We start from the raw sequence: 24,352 nt of genomic DNA on the forward strand, positions 1-24,352 counted from the left end.
GGGATGCTCCGTCGAACCTGTACCTACGCGCCGGTAACATCCACCCGAACTGCAGTCGCTATCCTTCAGTCTGCGCGGTCGAGGTCAGGCGAGGCTACAGACTGCGCATGATAGCGGTGAAGAGGAGGGCCAACGTGGCCGCAGGCGAGTCGTTCGACGTCTACCGGTTGCCGGAGGAGCACGAGGCGATCCGGGAGGCGGTCCGGGAGGTCTGCACGGCGAAGGTGGCTCCGCACGCCGCCGAGGCCGACGACACCGGTGAGTTCCCGAAGGCGTCCTACGACGCTCTGCGGGCGGCCGACTTCCACGCCCCGCACATCCCCGAGGAGTACGGCGGCGCGGGCGCGGACGCGCTGGCCACCGCCATCGTGATCGAGGAGGTGGCGCGGGCCTGCGCGTCCTCCTCCCTGATCCCGGCGGTCAACAAGCTCGGCACGATGCCGCTGCTGCTGTCCGGCTCCGAGGAGCTCAAGCGGCGTTACCTGACGCCGGTGGCGGCTGGGGACGCGATGTTCTCGTACTGCCTCTCCGAGCCGGAGGCGGGCAGCGACGCGGCCTCGATGACCACCCGCGCGGTGCGTGACGGGGATCACTGGGTGCTCAACGGGGTGAAGCGCTGGATCACCAACGCCGGCGTCTCCGAGTTCTACACCGTCTTCGCGGTCACCGATCCGACCGCCCGGTCCCGGGGAATCTCGGCCTTCGTGGTCGAGAAGTCCGATGCCGGTGTGAGCTTCGGCGCGCCGGAGAAGAAGCTCGGCATCAAAGGCTCGCCCACCCGCGAGGTCTACCTGGACAACGTACGCATTCCGGCGGATCGCATCATCGGCGCGGAGGGCACCGGCTTCGCCACCGCGATGCGGACCCTCGACCACACGCGGGTCACCATCGCCGCTCAGGCCATCGGGATCGCGCAGGGCGCGCTCGACTACGCCAAGGGGTACGTCGCCGAGCGCCGGCAGTTCGGCAAGGCGGTCGCCGAGTTCCAGGGCGTCCAGTTCATGCTCGCCGACATGGGCATGAAGCTTGAGGCGGCCCGGCAGCTCACCTACGCCGCGGCCGGCAAGTCCGAGCGCGGCGACGCGGACCTGACCTACTTCGGCGCGGCGGCCAAGTGCTTCGCCTCGGACGCCGCCATGGAGATCACCACCGACGCGGTGCAGCTGCTCGGGGGCTACGGCTACACGCGGGACTATCCCGTCGAGCGGATGATGCGGGACGCCAAGATCACCCAGATCTACGAGGGCACCAACCAGGTGCAGCGGATCGTCATGGCGCGGCAACTGCTCAGCGGCGCTGTCTAGACGCCCGCCACCCGACCGTCGAGACCGACCGCCTCACCGCCGCCCGGCGGTGAGGCGGTCGACGTTCGTACGTGAGTCCCCACACACCGACATCGTTGAACGGGTCAACGATGTTGGGGAGAAGGGAGAATCACCGAGCCTGATCGACCGATCATCCCGTTCACCCTGGCCGGCGCGTCCGCCGCCACCCTGCCTCGCCATCCACTCGCTGCCCAACGTCGGGCACGCCCAACGACGTCCTACGCCACGCAGAGAGATCGAGATGATGAAGCAGCTGGTGGAGAAGACCGGCCCCGACACCGCCTTCGAGCGGGAGGTGCTGCCCGGCGACCGGATGAGCAACCGACAGCGGGCGCAACTCGTGCTCGTGCTGGGCGCGATGATCGCGATCGGGCCGCTGACCATCGACATGTACCTGCCGGCGCTGCCCGCCATCACGGCCGGCCTGCAGACCACCGAGACCGCGGTGCAGTTGACGCTGACGGGCACGCTGCTCGGCCTCGCGCTGGGCCAGTTGCTCGTCGGGCCGCTCTCCGACGTGGTCGGGCGGCGGGCGCCCCTGCTGGCCGGGCTGGCCCTGCACGTCGCGGCATCCGTGCTGTGCGTGTTCGCACCCACCATCGCCGTGCTCGGCGTGCTGCGCGTCCTGCAGGGGCTCGGGGTGGCGGCCGCCACCGTGGTCGCCACCGCGGTCGTGCGCGACCTGTTCAGTGGCGCCTCGTTCGCCCGGATCTTCTCCCGGCTGATGCTGGTCATGGGACTGGCCCCGATCCTCGCGCCGACCCTGGGCAGCGGCCTGCTGCGCTGGACCGAATGGCGGGGCGTCTTCGCGGCGCTGGCCGTGCTCGGCGCGCTGCTGATCGTCGTCGCCGCGTTGCGGCTGCCGGAGACCCTTCCCGTGGCGCGCCGTCGGCGCGGCGGCGTGGGGGCGACCCTGCGGGACTACCGGCGGCTGCTCAACGACCGTGCGTTCGTCGGTCTGGTGCTGGTCGCCGGGCTGGCCATGGCCGCGCTGTTCGCGTACGTCTCCGGGTCGTCCTTCGTGCTCCAGGAGCAGTACGGCCTCAACGAGCAGCAGTTCGGGCTGGCCTTCGGGGCGGGCGCGGTCGGTCTGATCGGGGCCACCCAGTTCAACGTCCGGCTGCTGCGCCGCTACACCCCGCAGCAGATCCTGATCAGCGCCCTGATCGCCGGGACCGCGGCCGGGCTGCTGCTGGTGATGTTCGCCGCGACCGGCCTCGGTGGTCTGGGCACGCTGCTCGCGTCGCTGTGGCTGGTCCTCGCCGCGGCGGGCCTGGCCCTGCCGAACGCGCCGGCGCTGGCGATGACCCGGCACAGCGAGGCCGCCGGAACCGCCGCCGCGCTGCTCGGCGCCGTGCAGTTCGGCATCGGTGCGCTGTCGGCGCCCCTGGTCGGCCTGTTCGGCACCGGGAGCGTGCCGATGGCGATCGTGATCGCGGGCGGCATGGCCGCCGCGACGCTGGTCATGCTCCTCGTCGTTCCCCGCGCCGAGCTCGGCGCCGTCGACCCGGACCTGGCCGTCGCACTGCACTAGGTGTTCTGTCCAGAGAAGTTGGGGGCGGGCCGGTCGCCCGGCCCGCCCCACGGTCAACGGATCTCGGTGGTGTCCTCAGGCCGCGGCTGGCCGCGCGGCGGCGCGGACCACGGCGACTCGCCACCCACCCGACGGGGCAGTGGGTCGGTCGGCGTCGGATCGGCCGGGTAACCCAGGCTGGGCGGGGTGGCGTCGCGCTCGGCGGGCTCGGGCGGTGGCCAGTCGGTCAGGGTGAAGTCGTCGCTCCGGGGGCCACCCGTCGACGCCGGTGCCGTGGCCGGCTCGGTCACCGGACGCGGCCACTGCTGCCAACGTTGCCTGCTGAACGCCGCCATCAGCAGCAGCAGGCCGATCAGGAAGAGGGTGCCGTTCTCCACCGGAAGACGCAGCGGCAGGGGATCGCCGAGAACCTTCCACCCGTGCGGGATCGCGTCCCGCACCTCGAACGGCGCCACGAACATCCCGACGTACGGGGTGACCAGCAGCAGCCCGGCCACCAGCGTGCCCAGCGGCGAGACGCGCAGTGTGCCGAGAAGGCCCAGCAGGACACCGCCGACACCGAGGTACACGGCCGGCTCGATCAGGTTGGCGGTGTTGAACGTGCCGATCTCCACCCAGCGGTCGACCGTCCGGCTCGACCCGTCCTGCCCGAGTGTGACCAGTCCCCAGGTGATGGGCACCACCACCAGCCCGGCGAGGAAGCTCCAGAGATGTCGCATCCGCGCACCGTACCGTTTCCGGCATGACCGAGCACCTCTCCGCCGCTCCGACCGGCAAGCCGACGTCGTACTCCCGCGTCACCCTGAGCAAGATCATGACCGCCGTCGACGTGAACCTGTACGGCACCGTGCACGGCGGGGTCCTGATGAAGTTCGTCGACGACGTGGCGGGGGCCGCGGCCGCCCGGCACAGCGGCGGGACCGCGGTGACGGCGGCGATCGACGAGATCGTCTTCTCCGAGGCGGTCCGGGTCGGCGACCTGGTGCACGCGCACGCCCAGGTGAACTGGACCGGGCAGACCTCGATGGAGGTGGGCGTGCGGGTGGTCGCCGAACGGTGGGACTCCGCCGAGGACGCGCCGGTCCGGGTGGCCACCGCGTACCTGGTCTTCGTCGGAGTGGACGTGGGCGGAGCCCCGCGGGCGGTCCGCCCGGTGCTCCCCGAGACGCCGGAGGACGAGCGCCGGTACCGGGAGGCCGAGATCCGCCGTGCGCACCGCCTCGCCCGCCGCCGCGCCATCCAGGCCCACCGCGCCGGCTGAGCTGTCCTCGCTGCTTCCCACATGCGTGGGTGGGGTGGAGTGTGGGGTGGGCACGCATCGGTGCTCGTACCCGGTGCGCAGAATGGCGCTTCGAGGTAGGGCAAGATGGCGCCACGGCCCATTCACAGTGTCGTGCCGGGCCAGGGGAGGGTGGAGCAGTGGGTGATGTGCTGTGGACGCCGCCGGCGGACGTACGCGAGCGGTCCCGGATCGGCGGCTACCTGCGCTGGCTGCGAGAGCACCGCGGGCTGGACTTCGCTGACTACGACGCGCTGTGGCGCTGGTCGGTCACCGACCTGGACGGGTTCTGGCGATCCATCTGGGACCACTTCGAGGTGGTGGCGCACACCCCGCCGACCGCCACGCTGGCCGAGCGGGGGATGCCCGGTGCCCGCTGGTTCCCCGGGGCCACGCTGAACTACGCGGAGAACGTGCTGCGGATGCCGGGGCGGGCCGACGACGACCCGGTGGTGATCGCGCACGGGCAGACCCGCGCGCCGGTCACGCTGACCGCCGGGGAGCTGCGCGAGCAGGTCCGCCGGGTGGCGGCCGGGCTGCGCCGGCTCGGCGTCACCGCCGGTGACCGGGTGGCGGCGTACGCCCCGAACATTCCTGAGACGTACGTCCTGCTGCTGGCCACCGCCAGCCTGGGGGCGACCTTCTCGTCCTGCGCACCCGAGTTCGGCACCCGCAGCGTCACCGACCGCTGGCAGCAGATCGAGCCGACCGTGCTGGTCGCCGTGGACGGCTACCGGTACGGCGACAAGCCGGTGGACCGCCGCGCCGAGGTCGCCGCCATCCGGGCCGCACTGCCGTCGGTGCGGCACACCGTCAGCATCGGCTACCTGGACCCGAAGGCCGCCCCGGAGGACGCGCTGGGCTGGGCCGACCTGGCCGCGCCCACCGACGAGCCACTGACGTTCACGCCGGTGCCGTTCGACCACCCGCTGTACGTGCTCTACTCCTCGGGCACCACCGGGCTGCCCAAGCCGATCGTGCACGGCCACGGCGGCATCCTGCTGGAGCACCTGAAGATGCTCGCCCTGCACCACGACCTGGGCCCGGCCGACCGGTTCTTCTGGTTCACCACCACCGGGTGGATGATGTGGAACTTCCTGGTCTCCGGCCCGGCGGTCGGCGCGACCATCGTGCTCTTCGACGGCAACCCGGGCCACCCCGACCTGGGTGGGCTGTGGCGGCTGGCGGCGGAGACCGGCACCACATACTTCGGCACCTCGGCGCCGTTCCTGCTGGCCTGCCGCAAGGCCGGGCTGGTGCCGCGGGAGGTCGCGGACCTGTCCGCGCTGCGCGCGGTCGGCTCCACCGGTGCGCCGCTGCCCGCCGAGGGCTTCACCTGGGTGTACGAGACCGTCGGCGACAACCTCCAACTCCAGTCCCTGTCGGGCGGCACCGACGTGTGCACCGGCTTCGTCGGCGGGGTGCCGCTGCTGCCGGTGTACGCCGGCGAGATCGCCTGCCGGGCGTTGGGCGCCAAGGTGGAGGCTCGCTCCGCCGACGGCACCCCGGTGATCGGCGAGCTGGGTGAGCTGGTGATCACCGAGCCGATGCCGAGCATGCCGGTGGGCTTCTGGAACGACCCGGACGGCACCCGCTACCGGGAGGCCTACTTCGACGTCTACCCGGGCGTCTGGCGGCACGGCGACTGGATCACCATCAACGACCGGGGCGGCTGCGTGATCACCGGACGCTCGGACGCCACCCTCAACCGTGGCGGGGTGCGGCTGGGCACCGCCGAGTTCTACTCCGTGGTCGAGGGGCTGGACGAGGTGGTCGACTCGGTCGTCGTGCACCTGGAGGACGACGAGGGCGGTGCCGGCGAGCTGCTGCTCTTCGTGGTGCTCGCCGAGGGTCTGGAGCTGGACGACCCGATGCGCGCGAACATCTGCCGCGAGCTGCGCACGGCGCTGTCCCCCCGGCACGTGCCCGACGAGATCCACCAGGTGCGCGCGGTGCCCCGCACCCTCTCGGCGAAGAAGCTGGAGGTTCCGGTCAAGAAGATCCTCACCGGCACCCCGGTCGACCAGGCCGCCGCCAAGGGTGCCCTGGCCAACCCCGAGTCCCTGACGTCCTTCGCCACCTTCGCCGAACGCCGAGCCACCGACAACACGCCTGCCTGAAAACTGCGGTCACACCCGCGGGCCCTGCACGCCGCCGGACGCCCAGCCGGGTCACGGGAGGGTGTGGGTGACCTTTTCCGTGGTTTGGCGGGTGGCCAGGCGGGCCGGGTCGAGGTTCGCGCAGAGGACGACGGTGGCGGCCCGAGTGAGCGGGGCCAGCAGCCAGTCGACCGGGTCGGGGTACCGGGCGGCGTCGATGAGGACGCGAGCGCCGGCCTCGATGCCCAGCTCCGCGGCGCGGGCCTCGGCGCGGGCCAGCAGGGGAGCGTCAGCGGGGCCCGGTCCGGGCTGCGGGGTGAAGTGGTCGCCGTGCCGGCGCACCTCCACCACGTAGTCGCCGAACCCGGGTGGCACCTGCCGCAGCGGGGCGGCGAGCGGCGACAGCCCCAGGGCGTACCGCTCACCGGCGGACCAGGACTGCGCCTCGTCGAGGCGGTCGGCGGCGGCGAAGAGCACGTCCACGTCGCCCGGCGTGTCGACCACGCTCAGCTTGGCCGACCAGCAGCCCAGCAGCACCGCCGCGGTCTGCCAGTGCGGCGGCAGGAGCACGCCGGCCGGATCACCCAGGGCGAGGGCCACCTCGTCGACGAGGAGGTTGGCGGTCTTCGCCACCCAGTTCGCCAGTGTGGCGCCGGAGAGTTCGGTGCGGTCGCCGCTGCCGTCGTCGTACCAGGTCAGCAACGGTCGGGTCGGGTCGGTCGCGATCGCGTCGGCGAACACCTGGGCAATGTTGTCGGCCATCGGCGCGAACGATACGCCCCTGTGGGCCGTACTCGAAGACGATGACAAGTCGGCGTACCGTCGGGTCGCAGTCAGCGTCGGCCCCGTGCTCCGGCGTAGGCTTGCCCCCCGGAGTGTTGTTCCCCACGGACCCGCCAGTGCAAGGAGTCGCCCCGTGACCGCCGGTCGCCCGCCCCGCGTGCTCATCGACGCCACGAGTGTCCCCGCCGACCGTGGTGGTGTCGGTCGATACGTCGACGGTCTGCTCGGTGCCCTCGGCAAGGTGTGTGGGTCGGGGGTGGAGCTGGCGGTGGTCAGCCTCCGCACCGACCTCGAGCGGTACACGCGAATGCTGCCCGGCGCGGAGATCATCCCCGCCCCGGCCGCCGTCGCGCACCGCCCAGCGCGGCTCGCCTGGGAGCAGACCGGCCTGCCGCTGCTCGCTCAGCAGGTCGGCGCGCAAGTCCTGCACTCGCCCTTCTACACCTGCCCGCTGCGGGCCGGGTGCCCGGTTACGGTCACCGTGCACGACGCGACGTTCTTCACCGAGCCGGAGCACTACGACAAGTCCCGCCGAACCTTCTTCCGCAGCGCCATCAAGACCTCGTTGCGCCGGGCGGACCGGGTGATCGTGCCCAGCAAGGCCACCCGGGACGAGCTGATCCGGCTGCTCGACGCCGACCCGACCCGGATCGACGTGGCCTACCACGGGGTCGACCACGCCGCCTTCCACGCGCCCAGCGAGGAGGAGAAGGCCCGGGTGCGCGCCCGCCTGGGGTTGGGCAACAGCAGCTACATCGCCTTCCTCGGCGCCAAGGAGCCGCGCAAGAACGTACCCAACCTGATCCGCGGTTGGGCCCGGGCGGTGGCCGACCGGGTCGACCCACCGGCCCTGGTGATCGCCGGTGGCCAGGGGCACGACGACGACATCGACCGGGCGGTGGCCGAGGTCCCGTCCCACCTGCGGCTGCTGCGCCCCGGCTACCTGCGCTACGGCGACCTGCCCGGCTTCCTCGGCGGCGCGCTGGTCGCGGCCTACCCCTCCTACGGCGAGGGGTTCGGGCTGCCGATCCTGGAGGCGATGGCCTGCGCCGCCCCCGTGCTGACAACGCCCCGGCTCTCGCTGCCCGAGGTGGGCGGCGACGCCGTCGCGTACACCTCGGAGGATCCGGAGCAGATCGGCACCGACCTGGCCGCCCTGCTGGACGACGAGCAGCGCCGGTTGTCGCTGGCGAAGGCCGGTTTCGACCGGGCCAAGGAGTTCACCTGGGAGTCCAGCGCCGAGGTGCACATCGCCGCGTGGAGCCGCGCCCGCTCGTGACCGTCCGGGCGCCGGATGGCGAGCCGCCCACCCTGCCGGGGTCCGTCGGGCATGATGTGCGGATGCTCTATGCGGTCATCCCGGCGGGTGGCAGCGGCACGAGGTTGTGGCCGTTGTCCCGAGCTGGTCATCCCAAGTTCCTCCATCCGCTGACCGGCTCCAACGCGTCGCTTCTCCAGGCGACCGTGGCGCGGCTGGCGCCGCTGACCACACCGGACCGCATCCTCGTGGTCACCGGAGCCGCGCACGTCGCGGCGGTGGCCCGGCAGCTGACCGGGTTGCCCGAGGAGAACATCCTGGTCGAACCCTCACCCCGGGACTCCTGCGCGGCGATCGCGCTGGCCGCCGCGGTGATCGCGCTGCGCGATCCGGACGCGGTGATGGGCAGCTTCGCCGCCGACCACCTGATCGGCGACCCGGAGAGCTGGGTGCGGACGGTTCGGGAGGCGGTCCGCGGCGCGGAGCAGGGCATGCTGATGACGGTCGGGATCACCCCGACCCGGCCGGAGACCGGCTACGGCTACCTGGAGACCGGCGATCCGGTTGAGGACGCCCCGTGGCGTCCGGTAGCCGAGTTCAAGGAGAAGCCGGCCGCCGAGGTCGCCGAGGCGTACGTCCGTTCGGGCCGGCACCTGTGGAACGCGAGCATGTTCGTCTGGCGGGTGGACGTGTTCCTCGCCGAACTGCTCCGCCAGCAGCCGGCCCTGCACGCCGGGGTCACCGCGATCGCCGCCGCCTGGGGCACCCCGGAGCAGGACGACGTGCTCGGCACGGTCTGGCCGACCCTGCCGAAGATCTCCGTCGACTACGCGGTGATGGAGGGCGCGGCCACCGCGGGCCGGGTGGCGACCGTGCCGGGCGACTTCGGCTGGAACGACGTCGGCGACTTCCACACCCTCGGCGAGGTGCTGCCGGCCGACGCGTCGGGCAACGTGGTGCTCGGCGCCGACGCCAAGCCGGGAGTGCTGCTGCGGGACAGCGCCAACCTGGTGGTGGTGCCGCAGTCCGGCCGGTTGGTGGCCGCCCTCGGGGTGCGTGACCTGATCGTGGTGGACACCCCGGACGCGGTGCTGGTCTGCCCGCGGGATCGGGCCCAGGACGTCAAGGCCCTGGTCGACGAGCTCAAGGAGCGAGGCGAAGAGGGCTACGTCTGAGAGCCGCGAGGGCCGGCGCGACCAGTTGCACGGTCCCGCCGGCCAGTGGCTCGGGGAGGCGGTCCGGCGGGAACCACCCCAGCGCCTCGGCCTCGTCGCTGACCTGCTCGACGGCGCCGGGCGGGGCGAGCACGGCGAACCGGACGTCGTGGTGCAGGGAGCCGCCCTGACAACCCACCGGGTGGATGTCCACGTCGATCGGCACCGGGTCGATGCGCAGGCCGGCGATCCCGGACTCCTCGGTGGCCTCGCGCAGCGCGGCGCCGGCCAGGGTCCGGTCGGTCGGCTCGCAGTGTCCGCCGAGCTGCACCCAGCGCCCGAACTTGCCGTGCAGGCAGAGCAGCACCCGCGAGCCGGTGGCGTCCAGCACCAGCACGCTGGCGGTGATGTGCCCGGGGCGGTGCGGCCGACTCATCGTGACGGGCCCGCCGTCGAGCAGCTCGCGGGTTCGGTCCCGAGCGGCGGCAGCGGCCGGGCTGGTGGGCCGCCAGCCGTCGAGCAGCGCGATGGCGTCGGAGTGCAGCGCCGCGTACGTCTCGGAGTCGGTCGGGTGGGCGGAGGATCCGGTGAGCGCGGTGTCGGGCACGCCGCCACTCTACGAGCGGCACACTCCGTACGCTGGCGCGGTGACCCTGCGAGTCCTCGAAATCGTGGCGTCGCTGCGCGTGCACGGCGCACGGCGGGGTGACCGGACGGCACCTCTGCGGAGCAAGGGGCCGCAGACCCTCGTGGTGCCGCCCGATCACCGGTCCTCCCCCGGTCCCGGTGCCAGGCGCCGCGCGCGTACGTGACGCGTGGGTGCCGTGCTCGGGCAATGGAAGCATGCCGAACCGGCCCGGGAAGCGTCGAGGTTTTTCAGTCCAGGCTTAAAGATGGAGATAAGTGCCGGCCAGGTAGAGTCGAACAGCCACCCGGCATCCCCCTGCCCGGCGGCTCAGGAGCGCTGCATGCTGAAGATCCACTTTTCTGGCGAGGACATCCTCCGGACCCGGGTGGCGCCGGCAGCGGACCCGGTCTGGGAGGTGGTCCTCAGCCTGCACCTGTTGCAGGGCCGCGGCCGTGACCCGCTGACGGAGAACTGGCGGCGCACGGTGTCCCGAGGGCTGCGCCAGGACGCCGCCTCCGACCAGCTCCGGCTGCTCTTCGTCCTGAGCCCGCCGCGCGGCTACTTCCCCGACTTCCTCACCCCGTACGCCAGCGTCGACGGCTTCGAGGCCGGGCTGGAAGCGGTCCGCAGCACCCCGACGGAGCGGCTGCACCGCGACCTGAGCGTGCTGGCCACCGAGAACTCGCTGCCATCCTCGGCCAGCGCGCTGGCCCGGGGCGAGGTGGGGGCGTTGCGTCACCTCGCCGAGTCGATGGAGCAGTACCGGTCGTTGGCGATCAACCCGTACTGGAGCCGGATCCAGTCCGCGGTGGCGGCGGACCGGTCCCGCCGGGCCCGGGCCCTGCTCGACGGTGGCATGGAGGGGCTGCTCACCAGCCTCCGGCCGGCAATGCGCTGGGAGAACCGGGTGCTCGAGGTCCGCGACTACCCGCACAGCCGGGAGCTGCACCTGGACGGTCGGGGTCTGCTGCTCGTGCCGTCGTTCTTCTGCGCCGCCACCCCGGTCGCCCTACTCGACCCGGCGCTGCCGCCGGTTCTGGTCTACCCGGTGGACCGGCTGGGTGGGCTGGTGGCGGCCGACGGGGCCGGTCCGGCCGGCCGCGACTCGCTCGCCGCGCTGCTCGGCCGGACCAGGGCGGCGGTGTTGCAGGCGAGCGACGACGGCTGCACCACGGGAGAGGTCGCCCGCAAGCTCAACATCTCACCGGCGGCGGCCAGTCAGCACGCGACCGTGTTGCGCAACGCCGGCCTGCTGGTCAGTCAGCGGGACCGCAACACCGTGCTGCACACGTTGACCCCGCTCGGCCGGGCCATGCTGGACGCCTGACCCGGCCGGTTGCCCGTCAGAGGGCGAGTGTGGCGCTGGCCGGGCTGCCGGCGGGCGGGGGCAGCAGGGTCGACCCGACACCCTCCGCGGCCAGGGCGACCTGCAGACGGTGCAGGTCGGCGCCGAAGCGGACCAGGTCCATCGGGTCCACCGGAGCCGGTGGCGAGCCGAGCACCAGGGCGGTTGCCCCGTCCGGCCAGCCGGGCACCTTGGCGACCAGGCCGGCACGTACGTCCGCCTCGTCGACCAGGGTGAAGACCGTGCCGGGGGCGACCACCCCGGCGACCGCGTCGATCGCACGCCGCGCGGCGGCCGGGTCGGCCGGCGTGGGACCGGGAGCGTCGGTCAGAGTGGCGGCGTCGGCCAGCCCCGCCGCCCGCGCCTCGGCGGTCCCGAGCGAGAAGAGGTCCTGCGCCGCATCGCGGACCAGTGCCTGCGCCCCGGCGGAGTCGTCCGGGCCGGTGGCGGAGAGGTAGCCGCGCACCACCGCCACCGGGACCTGGTCGCACTTGCCCTTGATCAGCTCGCCGGCGCCCGCCAGCTCGTCCACCACAGCCATTTGGGTCAGCTGCAGCTCGTTGCCGTACGGGTCAACCTCGCCACGGTGGTCCCGGATGGCCGGCATCCCGGCCACCCCGAGCGCCACGTCGGTCAGCCCGTTGCGCCAGGGCCGGCCCATGGTGTCGCTGATGATCACTGCGACGTCCAGGTCGTAGCGCGCCCGCAACGCGGCGCGCAGCGCCCGGGCCGAGGCGTCCGGATCCAACGGCAGCAGCACCAGCCGGGTCTTGTCCACGTTCGACGCGTCGATGCCGGCGGACGCCATCACGAAGCCGTGGTGGGTCTGCACGATCCGGGTCGGCCCCCGGCTGGCCACCACCCGGGCGGTCTCGGAAGCCAGCACCTCGTCGCGCGCGGCGAGCCGCTCGGGTCCGTCCGCCGGGACGTCGACCAACCGCCCCTCGGCCTTGGAGACAATCTTGCTGGTGACGACCAGCACGTCGCCGTCGCGCAGCCAGGGCGCGGCGCCGGCGATCAGCGCCGCCAGGTCGTCGCCCTCGGTCACGTGGCCGATGCCCAGCACCGGCAGGATCTCCAGCCTCACGTCAACTCCACCGCGGCGCGGACCATCGCCGCCGTCGCCGCCTCGTCGGTCATCAGCAACGGCACCGCGCGGACCGTCACCTCCGGTACCAGCGTGCCCGCGTCCTCCTCGGCCACCAGCCAGCCGTCCAGCAGCCCGCCGGCCGCCCGGCCGCCGTAGAGCCGGCCCACCCCGGCCGCGCTGCACTCGACACCGAGCACAGAGAGGCAGCGGTCGGCCATCCCGCGGACCGGCGCTCCGCCGATGATCGGAGAGACGCCCACCACCGGGGCCGGGCCCGCCGCCACCGCCTCGCGGAGCCCCGGCACGGCCAGCACCGGCGCCACGCTCACCACCGGGTTGCTCGGCGCGATCAGCACCAGGTCGGCCGCGCCGATCGCCTCCAGGACCCCGGGCGCCGGCTTGGCCGTCTCGGCGCCCACGAAGACGAAACGGTGGGTGGGGATGTCCGTCCGGTACCGCACCCACCACTCCTGAAAGTGGATCGCCCGCTGGCTCTGGTCATCCTCAACCGTGCCGGCGCTGTTCGCGACTGCGGGGCTCGCAAGCTCACTCCTCGCGCTCACGATGGCGTGCGTCTCCAGCCGGTCGTCGGTCGCCGGGAGCAGGCGTACGCCCGGCTCCCAGCGGGTCGCCAGCGCCTCGGTGACCGCGTGCAGCGGGTAGCCGGCGTTGAGCATGGTGCTGCGCACCAGGTGGGTGGCGATGTCCTTGTCGCCGAGGCCGAACCAGGTCGGCTCCGCCCCGTACGCGGCCAGCTCCTCCTTGACCGTCCAGCTCTCCCCGACCCGGCCCCAGCCCCGCTCGGGATCGGCGCCGCCGCCGAGGGTGTACATGACGCTGTCCAGGTCGGGACAGATCTTCAACCCGTGCAGCCACAGGTCGTCGCCGACGTTGACGACGGCGGTCACCTCGGCGCCGACCTCTCGGGCGTACGCCCGGACGCCGAGCAGGAACCGGGCGCCGCCGATGCCGCCAGCCAGAACCACGATGCGCATGTCGACCATCCTCGCGCACGTGACGCCTCCGGTCCGCCGGTGGTCCGGGAGACTAGGCTCACGTGCGCCCTGTCCGTCCATGCCCCGAGGGGGAGTTCGTGACCAGCCCCGCCGAGCCCGCGTCCACCGACGCGACCCAGGCCCGCCAGCTGACCAAGCCACTACGCGAACTGGGTGCGCTCGCGCTGCTCGGCGCCAACGCGGTGTTCCTCTTCGTGGGCCTGCTCCGGCTGCTCAGCCCGAACGACTACAGCTCGTTCACCGACCGTGCGGGCAGCACCTTCTTCACGTTCATCGGGTTGGAGGCGGTGGGCCTGCCACTGCTGGCCGTGCTGCTGGCCACCCACGTCTCGCCGGTGCTGCCGAAGGCGAAGCTGATCACCCAGATGGCCCTCGGCGAGTACGCGGTCAGCGCGCTGCTCGGTGGGCTGACCATGCTGATCTGGACGGTGGGCCGGCTGGCCGAGGCCGAGGTGCTCGACGCGCTGCTCGGCGTGCTCACCCGGTTCGCCTGGCTGATGATCTTCGCGGCCGCGGCCTGGGTGGTCTACGCGGTCTGGCGGAAGCTGTACTACGTGCCGCGGCCGAAGCCTCAGCCGGGCGTCTACGGCCAGCCCCAGCCGGGCTGGCCGCAGCAGCAGGGCGGCTGGCCGGCTCCGGGGCAGCCCGGAGCCCAGCCGGGCGGCGGTTGGCCCGCCCCGGGCCAGCCGGGCGGGTACCCGCAGGGGCAGCACCCGGGCCAGTACGGCCAGCCCTCGCCGCCGTTCGGGTCGGCGCCGCAGTCGGCACCGCCGTTCGGGTCCGCACCGCAGTCGCCGCCGCCGGTCAACCCGGCGCCGCAGTCCGCCCCGCCGTTCGCGCCGGCCCCGCAGTCCGCGCCGCCGTTCGGCCAGCCGCCGTCGGCGGACCCGACCCAGGCGATTCCGCGCCAGTCCGCCGACCCGACCCAGGCGATCCCCCGCCCCGGCGACACGGACGCCGACCGCACCCAGCACATCAACCCAGGCGACAACCCCCAACAGCCACCCCGCTGACCCCCCCTCACGGCCCCCGGCCGCCCACCCCCGTTGACCATGAAGTTGTTGTCCGTCGGCACGGCGTGTCGTGGCAATAACTCCATGATCAACGAGGGTGGTCCGGGGGTGGTCCGGGGGGAGCGGGCGCGGGTGCCGGTGGGGACCGGTGGGGTTGGTGGGGGCAGCGCATAGGCTGAGCGGATGGTTGATCGCACCCACTCCGGCCCGAGCGAGGCGAGCGTGCGGCGTGCCCTGGGTCGGGCCGCGACCGGGCGGGCGCTGGACGTCGACGAGGCGACCGCGCTGTTGTCCGCCCGCGGGGACGCGCTCGACGAGCTGCTTCGGGTGGCCGGTGGGATCCGCGACGCCGGGCTGCGTGAGGCTGGGCGGCCGGGCGTGGTCACGTACTCCAAGAAGGTCTTCATCCCGCTGACCCGGCTCTGCCGGGACCGCTGCCACTACTGCACGTTCGCCACGGTGCCGCACCGGCTGCCGGCGCCGTTCCTGGATCGCGACGAGGTGCTGGCCATCGCCCGGGCAGGTGCCGCGCAGGGCTGCAAGGAGGCCCTGTTCACCCTCGGCGACCGGCCGGAGGAGCGCTGGCCGGCGGCGCGGAGCTGGCTGGATGAGCGCGGATACGACTCCACTCTGGACTACCTGCGTGCCTGCGCGGTGGCGGTGCTGGAGGAGACCGGGCTGTTGCCCCACCTCAACCCCGGGGTGCTGTCCTGGTCGGAGCTGCAACGGCTCAAGCCGGTCGCACCGAGCATGGGCATGATGCTGGAGACCACGGCGACCCGGCTCTGGTCGGAGCCGGGCGGCCCGCATTTCGGCTCGCCCGACAAGGAACCGGCGGTCCGGCTGCGGGTGCTCGACGACGCGGGCCGGGTCGGGGTTCCGTTCACCACCGGCATCCTGATCGGCATCGGGGAGACCCCGGCCGAGCGGGTGGACGCGCTCTTCGCGATCCGTCGCGCGCACCGGGAGTACGGGCACCTCCAGGAGGTGATCGTGCAGAACTTCCGCGCCAAGCCGGACACCGCGATGCGCGGGATGCCCGACGCGGAGCTGCACGACCTGGCCACGACGGTGGCGGTGGCCCGGCTGCTGCTCGGGCCGAAGGCCCGCATCCAGGCTCCGCCGAACCTGATCGCCGGCGAGTACGACCTGCTGCTGCGGGCCGGCATCGACGACTGGGGCGGTGTCTCCCCGCTCACCCCGGACCACGTCAACCCGGAACGCCCCTGGCCGCAGATCGAGGAGTTGGCCCGGCACACCGAGCTGGCCGGGTTCACCCTGCGCGAGCGGCTGACCATCTACCCCGAGTACGTGCGCGCCGGCGACCCGTGGCTCGACCCGCGGCTGCTGCCGCACGTGGGCGCGCTGGCCGACCCGGGCTCCGGGCTGGCGGTCGAGTCGGCCCGCCCGCATGGTCGCCCCTGGCAGGAGCCGGAGGAGGTGTTCGGCGGCCGGACCGACCTGCACACGACCATCGACACCACCGGTCGTACGGAGGACCGGCGTGGCGACTTCGACAGCGTCTACGGCGACTGGGCGGAGGTGGCCACGAAGGTGACGGCCGGGCCGACCGCCCTGGCCGGCGACCACGACCTGCGGGCCGGGCTGCGGCTCGCCGCCGACGACCCGGCCGCGCTGCTGGAGCCGGGGCACACCGATGCGGCGCTGGCGCTGTTCGGGGCGGACGGGCCGGCGCTCGACGAGTTGTGCCGGCTCGCCGACGACGTGCGTCGCAGCGCGGTCGGCGACGACGTCACCTACGTGGTCAATCGCAACATCAACTTCAGCAACGTCTGCTACGTCGGCTGCCGGTTCTGTGCCTTCGCCCAGCGCGAGCGGGACGCCGACGCGTACCGTCTCTCCGTCGATCAGGTCGCCGACCGGGCCGAGCAGGCGTGGGCGGCCGGCGCCAGCGAGGTCTGCCTTCAGGGCGGCATCGACCCGAAGATGCCCGTCACCGGGTACGCCGACATCCTGCGTGCGATCAAGGCTCGGGTGCCGGGGATGCACGTGCACGCGTTCTCCCCGATGGAGATCGTCACCGCCGCGGCGAAGGCGGGCGTGTCGGTGCGCGAGTGGTTGACCCAGTTGCGCGAGGCCGGGCTGGACACCATCCCGGGTACCGCCGCGGAGATCCTCGACGACGACGTGCGCTGGGTGTTGACCAAGGGCAAACTCCCGGCGGCCGCCTGGGTCGAGGTGGTCAGCACCGCCCACGAGCTGGGCATCCGGTCCAGCTCCACGATGATGTACGGCCACGTCGACCATCCCGGGCAGTGGCTGGCGCACTTCCGGGTGCTGGCGGGCGTGCAGGACCGCACCGGTGGGTTCACCGAGTTCGTCGCGCTGCCGTTCGTGCACACCAACGCCCCGATCTACCTGGCCGGCATCGCCCGGCCCGGGCCGACCTGGCGCGAGAACCGGGTGGTGCACGCGATGTCCCGGCTGCTGTTGCACGGCCGGATCGACAACATCCAGTGCTCCTGGGTGAAGCTGGGCGACGAGGGCACGGTGGCGATGCTGCAGGGCGGCTGCAATGACCTGGGCGGCACGCTGATGGAGGAGACGATCTCCCGGATGGCCGGCTCCGACAACGGGTCGGCGCGTACCGAGGAGCAGTTGCGGGCGATCGCCACGGCGGCCGGTCGGCCGGCCCGCAAGCGCACGACCGCGTACGGTCACGTCCGGCCCTGAGTTCGAACCTTTTCCCGCCACCGGCCGTACCAAGCGGTGCCGGTGGCGGTCGCGGCGAGGATCGCCGCCGGCGTCCCCCAGGGCCCGGCGGCGTCGGTAGGCGGCACCGGACCCGTCCGTCCCCGCGGGCGCGTTCGCGCCACCGCCGGAAAGGTTGCCCATGACCAGTGATCAGCGGAAGCGGCCCTGGCCGCGACTGACCCGCCGGCAGACGTTGACCGCCGCGGCCAGCGCCACCCTCGGCGCCGCCGCGCTCACCGTGCCGGGCCTGTCGGCCGCGCAGAACGCTCCGGGCGCGGCCGGGCGGGCCGACGACCCGATCGTCGTGCACCTGCGGGACGCCGCCTCCGGAACGATGGACGTCTTCGTCGGTGACTCCCGGATCGAGGTACGCGACCGCGGCCTGGCGGATCGGCTGCGGCGCGCCGCCCGGCGCTGACCCGACGTTCCGCTCGCCATCCTGTCCCCGCCCAGTGAGGTTGGTCCGCCATGTCTTCCCACCGCGAGGCCCCGGAGATAGCCAAGGATCCGGTCGCCGACAGCTCCGACCTGTACGCGTTCGTCAGCCCCGACAAGCCCGACTCGGTCACGCTGATCGCCAACTACGTGCCGTTGCAGCTCCCCTCCGGGGGCCCGAACTTCTTCGAGTTCGGCGACGACGTGCGGTACGAGATCCATATCGACAACGACGGCGACGGCAGTCCGGATGTCACTTACCGGTTCGAATTCACGACCGAGATCACCAATCCGAACAGCTTTCTCTACAACACCGGCCCGATCGATTCGCTGGACAGCGAGAACTGGAACCGGCGGCAGTTCTACAGCCTGACCCGGATCGCCGACGGCCGGGAACACCGGCTGGCGCACAAGCTGCCCTGCCCGCCGTGCAACGTCGGCCCGCTGTCCACCCCGAAGTACGCGGAGCTGGTGCGGCAGGCCACCTACTCGCTCTCCACCGGGGAGCGGGTCTTCGCCGGGCAGCGCGCGGACGGCTTCTTCGTCGACCTGGGTGCGATCTTCGACCTCGGTACGCTACGGCCGTTCCAGCAGCTGCACGTGGCCGGCAAGAAGGTCTTCAAGGCCGAGGGGGAGCCGGTCAACGCCACCGACCGGATGAACGTGCACAGCATCGCCGTGCAGGTGCCGCTGAGCCGGGTGCGCCGTCGCGCCAACCGGTACAGCGCGGCCGACCGGGCGTCGGTGATCGGCGTGTGGACGTCGGCGTCGCGCCGGCAGGTCCGGGTGCTGGGCGACCGGGCGGCCGCGGACACCGCCGCCGGCCCGTTCACCCAGGTCTCCAGGCTGGGCAACCCGTTGTTCAACGAGGTCATCGTGCCGATGTCCAAGAAGGACCTGTGGAACTCCCTTCCGCCGTCAGAGGACAAGCGGTTCCTGCGGTTCGTCGAGCAGCCGGAGCTGGCCGCGCTGTTGCCGGCGCTCTACCCGGACGTCTTTCCCAACCTGGACAAGCTCAGCAAGGCGAAGAAGCCCCGGGCGGATCTGGTGGCGATCCTGCTCACCGGCGTGCCGGCCGGGCTGATCGACGGCTTCACCAACGCCACCGGCGACGTGCAGGCCGACATGCTGCGGCTGAACACCGCGATTCCGCCCACCCGGCGCCCGGACCGCTTCGGCGTGCTCGGCGGTGACCTGGCCGGCTTCCCGAACGGCCGGCGGGTCGCCGACGACGTGGTCAGCATCGCGCTGCGGGCGATCGCCGGGCTGACCGTCCCGCTGGTGGACAAGACGTTCCGCCCGGACGCGGCGACCGCCGCTCTCACCCCCGGGCTGAGCGCCGCCGACGTGACCGCACCGTTCCTCGGAAACTTCCCCTACCTGGGTACGCCGTACGACGGGTTCAACAACCCGCCGGCGTCGTCCTGACCGCGGGGAGCGGCGGATGCACGAGCACGCGTACGGGCCGTCGGAGACCGGGAGCGTCGTCCTCGATCTGGGCGGCGAGACCGGCGCCCTGATCATTCACACCGGCCGGGATCTGCACGGCCGGGAAATCGAGATCAGTCGGGCCGAGGACCGGCGGACCCACTCGGCGGTGCGGGAGCGCCGGGTGCGGGACGGCTCGTTCCACAGTGCGGTCTACCCCGATCTCCCGGCCGGCATCTATACCGTCTGGTGGGACGAGAGTACGCCCGTAGGGACAGTAACCGTCCATGGTGGAGTGATTGCCGAGTTCGTGTGGCCGAGCAGCGCATTCGGGGTCACCGGCTGACCAAATCGGCTCCCTCTTTCCGTCGCGCCCCGTCCACAATGTGGACTGGGCGCGTGCGGTGTCTGTTGCTCGACGGGCGGTCTGGGCCGCGCCGCGTTAACCTGTCTCCCACCAAGATCAGCTTTGTTGGGAGGGGTCATCCTGTGCTCCAGGCGTCGTCGCGGGAGCGGCCTGCCGAGGGGGCGCCACGGCAGAAAAGTCGGGCAACTCGCCGGAGAGGGCGTTACTCAGCCGGGGTCTGAATCGATAGGGCAGGTTGCGAGGCTGGACGGCCCGAGTGGCCGGCCGGAGGTGTCGGGAGGGCGACTCCATTATCAAGTTTGGCTTGACGGCGCACGCATTACACGCGTGTAATTTGAATGGGGTTGTTCGCACGGAACGCAACAAAACGGGACCGGACGGACAAGCACGCCTTTCGCGTGGGGGGTTGCAGCGGCGATGACGCCGGTGCGCGACAAGGAGGCATTTGATGGACGGCCAGCTTGAGGTGGCCGACCTGCTCGGAAACGCGCCGGAGTGGCAGGAGCGGGCGCTGTGCTCGCAGACCGACCCCGAGGCGTTCTTTCCCGAGAAGGGCGGCTCGACCCGCGAGGCGAAGCGAATCTGCTCGCGCTGCGAGGTCAAGACCGAATGCCTCGAATACGCTCTCGGTCACGACGAGCGGTTCGGCATCTGGGGTGGGCTCTCAGAGCGGGAACGGCGCAAGTTGAAGCGGCGGGCCGCCTGAGCGGTGCGGAGTCGGGGCGGTGGGGGCCGCCCGGCTCGCCCGCGCGGGGACGGCTCAGGCCAGCTCGTCGGGGTCGACCCCGAGCAGGTTCGCCACCTGTTCGATGATCACGTCATGCACCAGGTCGGCGAGGTCCTCGCGGTCCATCGCCCGGAACTCCAGAGGTCGCCGGTACAGCACGATCCGTGGCGGGACCTCCTGTCGGCCTGGACGGCCCGGCAGGAGCCGGGCCAGCGGGACCTCGCCGTCCTCCAGCACATCGGAGTCGTAGACGTTCAGATCCGGCGGGACGTCCTCGACCGCGAACTCGACACCGGCCAACTCCTTGGCGAACCGGCGCTCCAGCGTCTCGACGGTGTCCAGGACCAGGTCGTCGAAGACCTCCGCCTTGGTCCGCGCCAGCGGCACGGTCGCCGGTACCAACCGCCCACGCAGCCCGCGCCCGTGCCGGTCACGGTGGCCGCGCCGGCCGGAACCGGGGCGGCGGTGTTCCGGGCTCGTCATGAGGGAAAGGGTAGCCCCCGCGTCGGGCTGGCCAGCGGCAGCGCCGCTCCCGTGGCGCGGCGTGAGCCGGGCGGGTGGATTGTGATCACCACGACGGGCGTGTCGCAACGCGAAGCGATGCGCCGGACCCGGTAATGGAGATACCCTGCCGCCGTGAGGTCACCACGGCGCTGCTCCCGTAACGGCTGCCCCCGGCAAGCGGTCGCCACATTGACCTATGTCTACAACGAGTCGACAGCGGTGGTGGGTCCGCTGGCGGCCTTCGCCGAGCCGCACACGTACGACCTGTGTGAGCCGCACGCCCGCAGCCTGACCGCGCCGCGAGGCTGGGACGTGGTCCGGCACGAGGGCGAGTTCGAGCCGCCGCCGCCCACCACGGACGACCTGGTTGCGCTCGCCGAGGCGGTCCGCGAGGCCGCCCGCCCGGCCCCGAGGCCCCCCGAGGACCCGCGCGACCGGTCCCACCCCGACCAGTCCCACTCCACCGGCCGCCGAGGCCACCTCCGCGTAATCCCCCCCAACCACTAACCCCCACCCCTGCCCGGGGCGGGTGGGGTTAGTTGCCTAGGAGGCGGGAGAGGGCTTTTGCCTGGCGGGAGGGGCGGTTGGTGCGGAGTTCCGTTGCGTCCGCCCTGGTCATCACGCGTAGGGCGGTGTTGACGGCCAGCCAGCGGATGGGCTCGGGCTCCCAGCGGGGGGAGCGACGATTGACCCAGGGCAGGGCGGTCCGCTCGGTGCGTTCGCCGCGGATCAGGTCCGCCAGGGTGCGGCCGGCGAGGTTGCTGGAGCCCACCCCGTCCCCGACGTAGCCACCCGCCCAGGCCAGCCCGCTGGCCCGGTCGAAGCCGACCGAGGCCGCCCAGTCCCGGGCCACCCCGAGCGGGCCACCCCACGTGTGCGTCACCGGCACGTCCGGGCCGAGCACCGGGAAGAGTTCCCCGAGCGTCCGCCGCAGCGCCGCGAAGACCCGCGGCTCCCGGTCGTAGCCGGGGGAGACCCGCGACCCGAAATGGTACGGAGCGCCACGCCCGCCGAAGGCCAGCCGGCCGTCCGCGGTGCGCTGGCCGTAGATGATCACGTGCCGGTGGTCGGAGAACGTCTCGCGCTGGGCGAGCCCGATCCGCGCCCAGGTCTCCGCTGGCAGCGGCTCGGTGGCCACCATCAGCGAGTACACCGGTGCCACGGCCCGTCGCTGACCGGGCAGCGTGGGCGTGTACCCCTCGGTCGCCCGGACCACCACCGGCGCCCGTACCGTCCCGGCCGCGGTGACCGCCGCACCGGCCCGGATCGCGGCGACCGGCGTCCGCTCGTGGATGGTGACCCCGAGCCGTTCCACCACCCGGGCCAGGCCACGGACCAGCTTCGCCGGGTGCACGGCGGCACAGTGCGGGGTGTACGTCCCACCGCGTACCCCCTCGGCGGCGCAGCGGGCGGCGGCCTCGCCGGCATCGAGCAGCGCCAGGTGCTCCGGGCCGAAGCCGAACGCGCGGGCCTCGTCCACGGCGGCCCGGGCCCGTGCGAGCTGGGGGCCGGTGCGGGCCAGGGTGACCGTCCCGCCGTCCGCCCAGTCGCAGTCGATGCCCTCCGCCGCGACCACCCGGCCCACCTCGCGCACCGTCTCGTGCAGGGCCCGCTGCATGGCGATTGCCGCGTCCCGGCCGTGCCGGCGGGCCAGGCCGGTCAGCGAGGTGGGGAAGAGCGCCGAGCACCAGCCGCCGTTGCGGCCGGACGCGCCGTACCCGGCGATCTCCTTCTCCAGCACGATGATCCGCAGCGCCGGCTCGGACCGGGCCAGGTGGTACGCCGTCCACAGCCCGGTGTAGCCGGCGCCCACGATCACTACGTCGGCGTCCGCGTCGCCGGGCAGCGCCGGTCGCGGGGTCAGCGGCTCGTCCAGGGTGGACAGCCAGTGCGACAGCTCCCGGTAGTGCCCGGCGGGGTCGCCGCTCAGAGTCGTGCCCATGCCTCGGTGAGCACCGTACGCAGGATCTGCTCGATCTCGTCGAAGTGCTGCTGCTCGGCGATCAGCGGCGGGGCGAGCTGCACGACGGGGTCGCCACGGTCGTCGGCGCGGCAGTAGAGCCCGGCCTGGAACAGGGCCGTAGAGAGGAAGCCACGCAGCAACCGCTCCGACTCGGCCTCGTCGAAGGTCTCCCGGGTCGTCTTGTCCTTGACCAGCTCGATCCCGTAGAAGTAGCCGTCCCCGCGGACGTCACCGACAATCGGCAGGTCGTTGAGCTTCTCCAGAGTGAACCGGAACGCGTCCTCGTTGGCCCGTACGTGCCCGATGAGGTCCTCGCGGGCGAAGACCTCCAGGTTGGCCAGGGCGACCGCGCAGGAGACCGGGTGGCCACCGAAGGTCACCCCGTGGGCGAACATGCCGGTCTCGGTGAGGAACGGCTCCATCAGCCGTTCGCTGGCGATCATCGCGCCGAGCGGGGCGTACCCGGAGGTGATGCCCTTCGCGGTGGTGATGATGTCCGGCTGGTAGCCGTAGCGCACGGCGCCAAAGTATTCGCCGAGCCGCCCCCACGAGCAGATCACCTCGTCGGAGACGAGCAGCACGTCGTACGCGTCGCAGATCTCCCGGACCCGCTCGAAGTAGCCGGGAGGGGGTGGGAAGCAGCCGCCGGAGTTCTGCACCGGCTCCAGGAAGACCGCGGCGACCGTGTCCGGCCCCTCCCGCTCGATCGCCCGGCCGATCTCGTCGGCGGCCCAGCGGCCGAACGCCTCGGGGTCGTCGCCGTGCTCCGGCGCCCGGTAGAAGTTGGTGTTCGGCACCTTGATCGCTCCGGGCACCAGCGGCTCGAAGTCGCTCTTGATGCCCGGCAACCCGGTGATCGACAGCGCGCCCATGGAGGTGCCGTGGTAGGCGATGTAACGGCTGATCACCTTGTACTTGTTGGGCTGGCCGGTGCGCTTGAAGTAGGCCCGGGCCAGCTTCCACGCCGCCTCGACGGCCTCGGAGCCGCCGGTGGTGAAGAAGACCCGGTTCAGGTCGCCGGGGGTGAGCGAGGCGATCCGCTCGGCCAGCTCGACGGCCTTGGGGTGGGCGTACGACCAGAGCGGGAAGTAGGCCAGCTCGCCGGCCTGCTTGGCGGCCGCCTCGGCCAGTTCAGTGCGGCCATGGCCGGCGTTGACGACGAAGAGCCCGGCGAGCCCGTCCAGGTAGCGGCGGCCCTGCGCGTCCCACACGTACGCGCCCTCGCCGCGCACGATGGTCGGCACCTCGCCGGCGGAGTAGCTCGCCATCCGGGTGAAGTGCATCCAGAGGTGGTCGGTGGCGTTGGCCATGTCAGCCCCATCGGTCGTCGGGCCGGTCAAAGGGGTGAGGCCGGCCGCTCTGCCCACGGTTATCGCACAGTACGAGGCGGCGACGCAAGTGTGATCGGTTGTACTCGGGCCTGTCGGCGACGAATTCAGCGAGGATGAGCCTCGGCGGCGACGGAATCCGCATGGCGGCTGGGCCCTGTTCGTCGCCGCCCGGCGACGGCCTGGTGACCCTGGTTCGCGGTCCTTTGCTCTGCTTCAACGGACGCAACGCCGCACGTCCGGTATTCGGACACCGGGTGTTGCGCCGGGTGAAGCAGAGCAAAGAGCGCCACACAATGCCCCGGTCGCGCCGGTCGCGCCGGTCGCGCCGGCCCGGTCGCGCCGGCCCGGTCGCCCCGGC

22 protein-coding genes are annotated in these 24,352 nt (G+C 72.5%); 14 read left to right on the forward strand and 8 right to left on the reverse strand.

What is annotated here, in order from left to right:
* Positions 1-134 precede the first annotated feature (134 nt).
* Both ABZU69_RS03035 and ABZU69_RS03040 read left to right on the forward strand, forming a co-directional pair.
* A complete protein-coding gene (locus tag ABZU69_RS03035; protein WP_354962742.1) occupies positions 135-1,304 on the forward strand; it encodes an acyl-CoA dehydrogenase family protein in 1,170 nt (389 codons plus the stop codon).
* 262 nt (positions 1,305-1,566) lie between these two features.
* Positions 1,567-2,859, forward strand: coding sequence for a multidrug effflux MFS transporter (locus ABZU69_RS03040; protein WP_354962743.1), 1,293 nt, complete (start codon positions 1,567-1,569; stop codon positions 2,857-2,859).
* A 53-nt stretch (positions 2,860-2,912) separates the two neighbouring features.
* Here the strand turns inward: ABZU69_RS03040 and ABZU69_RS03045 are convergent, their stop codons facing one another.
* Positions 2,913-3,578: a hypothetical protein gene (locus ABZU69_RS03045; protein WP_354962744.1), complete on the reverse strand. Its 666-nt coding sequence runs from the start codon at positions 3,576-3,578 to the stop codon at positions 2,913-2,915.
* A gap of 23 nt (positions 3,579-3,601) precedes the next feature.
* Here ABZU69_RS03045 and ABZU69_RS03050 point away from each other — a divergent pair, with 23 nt between their 5' ends.
* Positions 3,602-4,120, forward strand: coding sequence for a hotdog domain-containing protein (locus ABZU69_RS03050; protein ID WP_354962745.1), 519 nt, complete (start codon positions 3,602-3,604; stop codon positions 4,118-4,120).
* A 158-nt stretch (positions 4,121-4,278) separates the two neighbouring features.
* Complete coding sequence (locus ABZU69_RS03055) at positions 4,279-6,258, forward strand: acetoacetate--CoA ligase (protein ID WP_354962746.1); 1,980 nt, start codon at positions 4,279-4,281, stop codon at positions 6,256-6,258.
* A 51-nt stretch (positions 6,259-6,309) separates the two neighbouring features.
* Here the strand turns inward: ABZU69_RS03055 and ABZU69_RS03060 are convergent, their stop codons facing one another.
* Positions 6,310-6,999: a TIGR03089 family protein gene (locus ABZU69_RS03060; RefSeq protein WP_354962747.1), complete on the reverse strand. Its 690-nt coding sequence runs from the start codon at positions 6,997-6,999 to the stop codon at positions 6,310-6,312.
* 154 nt (positions 7,000-7,153) lie between these two features.
* On the opposite strand from ABZU69_RS03060, the gene ABZU69_RS03065 reads away from it, so the two are divergent.
* Together ABZU69_RS03065 and ABZU69_RS03070 are read left to right on the forward strand one after the other, a co-directional pair.
* Positions 7,154-8,299 (forward strand): glycosyltransferase family 1 protein, encoded by a 1,146-nt coding sequence (locus ABZU69_RS03065; RefSeq protein ID WP_354962748.1) that lies wholly within the window; start codon positions 7,154-7,156, stop codon positions 8,297-8,299.
* A gap of 62 nt (positions 8,300-8,361) precedes the next feature.
* Positions 8,362-9,453 carry a sugar phosphate nucleotidyltransferase gene (locus ABZU69_RS03070; RefSeq protein WP_354962749.1) on the forward strand — a complete coding sequence of 364 codons (1,092 nt, stop codon included), beginning with the start codon at positions 8,362-8,364 and terminating at the stop codon, positions 9,451-9,453.
* On the opposite strand, the gene ABZU69_RS03075 is transcribed toward ABZU69_RS03070, so the two are convergent.
* A complete protein-coding gene (locus ABZU69_RS03075) occupies positions 9,422-10,039 on the reverse strand; it encodes an NUDIX hydrolase (protein ID WP_354962750.1) in 618 nt (205 codons plus the stop codon). The two genes, ABZU69_RS03070 and ABZU69_RS03075, sit on opposite strands and share 32 nt — an antisense overlap.
* A 361-nt stretch (positions 10,040-10,400) precedes the next feature.
* Between ABZU69_RS03075 and ABZU69_RS03080 the strand changes: the two genes are divergently transcribed.
* Positions 10,401-11,387: a winged helix-turn-helix domain-containing protein gene (locus tag ABZU69_RS03080; RefSeq protein WP_354962751.1), complete on the forward strand. Its 987-nt coding sequence runs from the start codon at positions 10,401-10,403 to the stop codon at positions 11,385-11,387.
* Positions 11,388-11,403: 16 nt separating this feature from the next.
* Here ABZU69_RS03080 and ABZU69_RS03085 read toward each other — a convergent pair whose 3' ends face one another.
* Both ABZU69_RS03085 and cofD read right to left on the reverse strand, forming a co-directional pair.
* Entirely contained in the window at positions 11,404-12,492 is a 1,089-nt protein-coding gene (locus tag ABZU69_RS03085; RefSeq protein WP_354962752.1) for a coenzyme F420-0:L-glutamate ligase, read from the reverse strand.
* The gene (gene cofD / locus ABZU69_RS03090) at positions 12,489-13,490 is read right to left on the reverse strand and encodes a 2-phospho-L-lactate transferase (RefSeq protein ID WP_354962753.1); all 1,002 of its coding nucleotides are present in this window, start codon (positions 13,488-13,490) and stop codon (positions 12,489-12,491) included. Before cofD ends, ABZU69_RS03085 begins: the two co-directional genes overlap by 4 nt.
* A gap of 98 nt (positions 13,491-13,588) precedes the next feature.
* Between cofD and ABZU69_RS03095 the strand changes: the two genes are divergently transcribed.
* The 6 genes from ABZU69_RS03095 (at position 13,589) to ABZU69_RS03120 (ending at position 20,175) form a co-directional block, all read left to right on the forward strand.
* Positions 13,589-14,524 (forward strand): hypothetical protein, encoded by a 936-nt coding sequence (locus ABZU69_RS03095; RefSeq protein ID WP_354962754.1) that lies wholly within the window; start codon positions 13,589-13,591, stop codon positions 14,522-14,524.
* A 183-nt stretch (positions 14,525-14,707) separates the two neighbouring features.
* Complete coding sequence (locus tag ABZU69_RS03100; protein WP_354962755.1) at positions 14,708-17,218, forward strand: bifunctional FO biosynthesis protein CofGH; 2,511 nt, start codon at positions 14,708-14,710, stop codon at positions 17,216-17,218.
* A 160-nt stretch (positions 17,219-17,378) separates the two neighbouring features.
* Positions 17,379-17,657 carry a hypothetical protein gene (locus tag ABZU69_RS03105; RefSeq protein WP_074316956.1) on the forward strand — a complete coding sequence of 93 codons (279 nt, stop codon included), beginning with the start codon at positions 17,379-17,381 and terminating at the stop codon, positions 17,655-17,657.
* Between the two features lie 50 nt (positions 17,658-17,707).
* On the forward strand, positions 17,708-19,102 hold the full coding sequence (locus ABZU69_RS03110; RefSeq protein WP_354962756.1) for a DUF4331 domain-containing protein: 1,395 nt from the start codon (positions 17,708-17,710) through the stop codon (positions 19,100-19,102).
* A 16-nt stretch (positions 19,103-19,118) separates the two neighbouring features.
* Positions 19,119-19,448 (forward strand): phospholipase, encoded by a 330-nt coding sequence (locus tag ABZU69_RS03115; protein ID WP_354962757.1) that lies wholly within the window; start codon positions 19,119-19,121, stop codon positions 19,446-19,448.
* Between the two features lie 469 nt (positions 19,449-19,917).
* A complete protein-coding gene (locus tag ABZU69_RS03120) occupies positions 19,918-20,175 on the forward strand; it encodes a WhiB family transcriptional regulator (protein WP_007455784.1) in 258 nt (85 codons plus the stop codon).
* Positions 20,176-20,229: 54 nt separating this feature from the next.
* Here ABZU69_RS03120 and ABZU69_RS03125 read toward each other — a convergent pair whose 3' ends face one another.
* The gene (locus ABZU69_RS03125) at positions 20,230-20,679 is read right to left on the reverse strand and encodes a metallopeptidase family protein (protein ID WP_252419275.1); all 450 of its coding nucleotides are present in this window, start codon (positions 20,677-20,679) and stop codon (positions 20,230-20,232) included.
* 153 nt (positions 20,680-20,832) lie between these two features.
* Here ABZU69_RS03125 and ABZU69_RS03130 point away from each other — a divergent pair, with 153 nt between their 5' ends.
* The gene (locus tag ABZU69_RS03130; RefSeq protein WP_354962758.1) at positions 20,833-21,207 is read left to right on the forward strand and encodes a DUF3499 domain-containing protein; all 375 of its coding nucleotides are present in this window, start codon (positions 20,833-20,835) and stop codon (positions 21,205-21,207) included.
* 28 nt (positions 21,208-21,235) lie between these two features.
* Here the strand turns inward: ABZU69_RS03130 and ABZU69_RS03135 are convergent, their stop codons facing one another.
* Both ABZU69_RS03135 and ABZU69_RS03140 read right to left on the reverse strand, forming a co-directional pair.
* A complete protein-coding gene (locus tag ABZU69_RS03135; RefSeq protein WP_354962759.1) occupies positions 21,236-22,642 on the reverse strand; it encodes an FAD-binding oxidoreductase in 1,407 nt (468 codons plus the stop codon).
* Positions 22,627-23,973, reverse strand: a complete 1,347-nt coding sequence (locus tag ABZU69_RS03140) for an aspartate aminotransferase family protein (protein ID WP_354962760.1) — start codon at positions 23,971-23,973, stop codon at positions 22,627-22,629. The genes ABZU69_RS03135 and ABZU69_RS03140 overlap by 16 nt, the downstream gene beginning before the upstream one ends.
* Positions 23,974-24,352: the final 379 nt, after the last annotated feature.

It is taken from the genome of Micromonospora sp. NPDC005206, from assembly GCF_040608175.1.
GTDB lineage: Bacteria > Actinomycetota > Actinomycetes > Mycobacteriales > Micromonosporaceae > Micromonospora.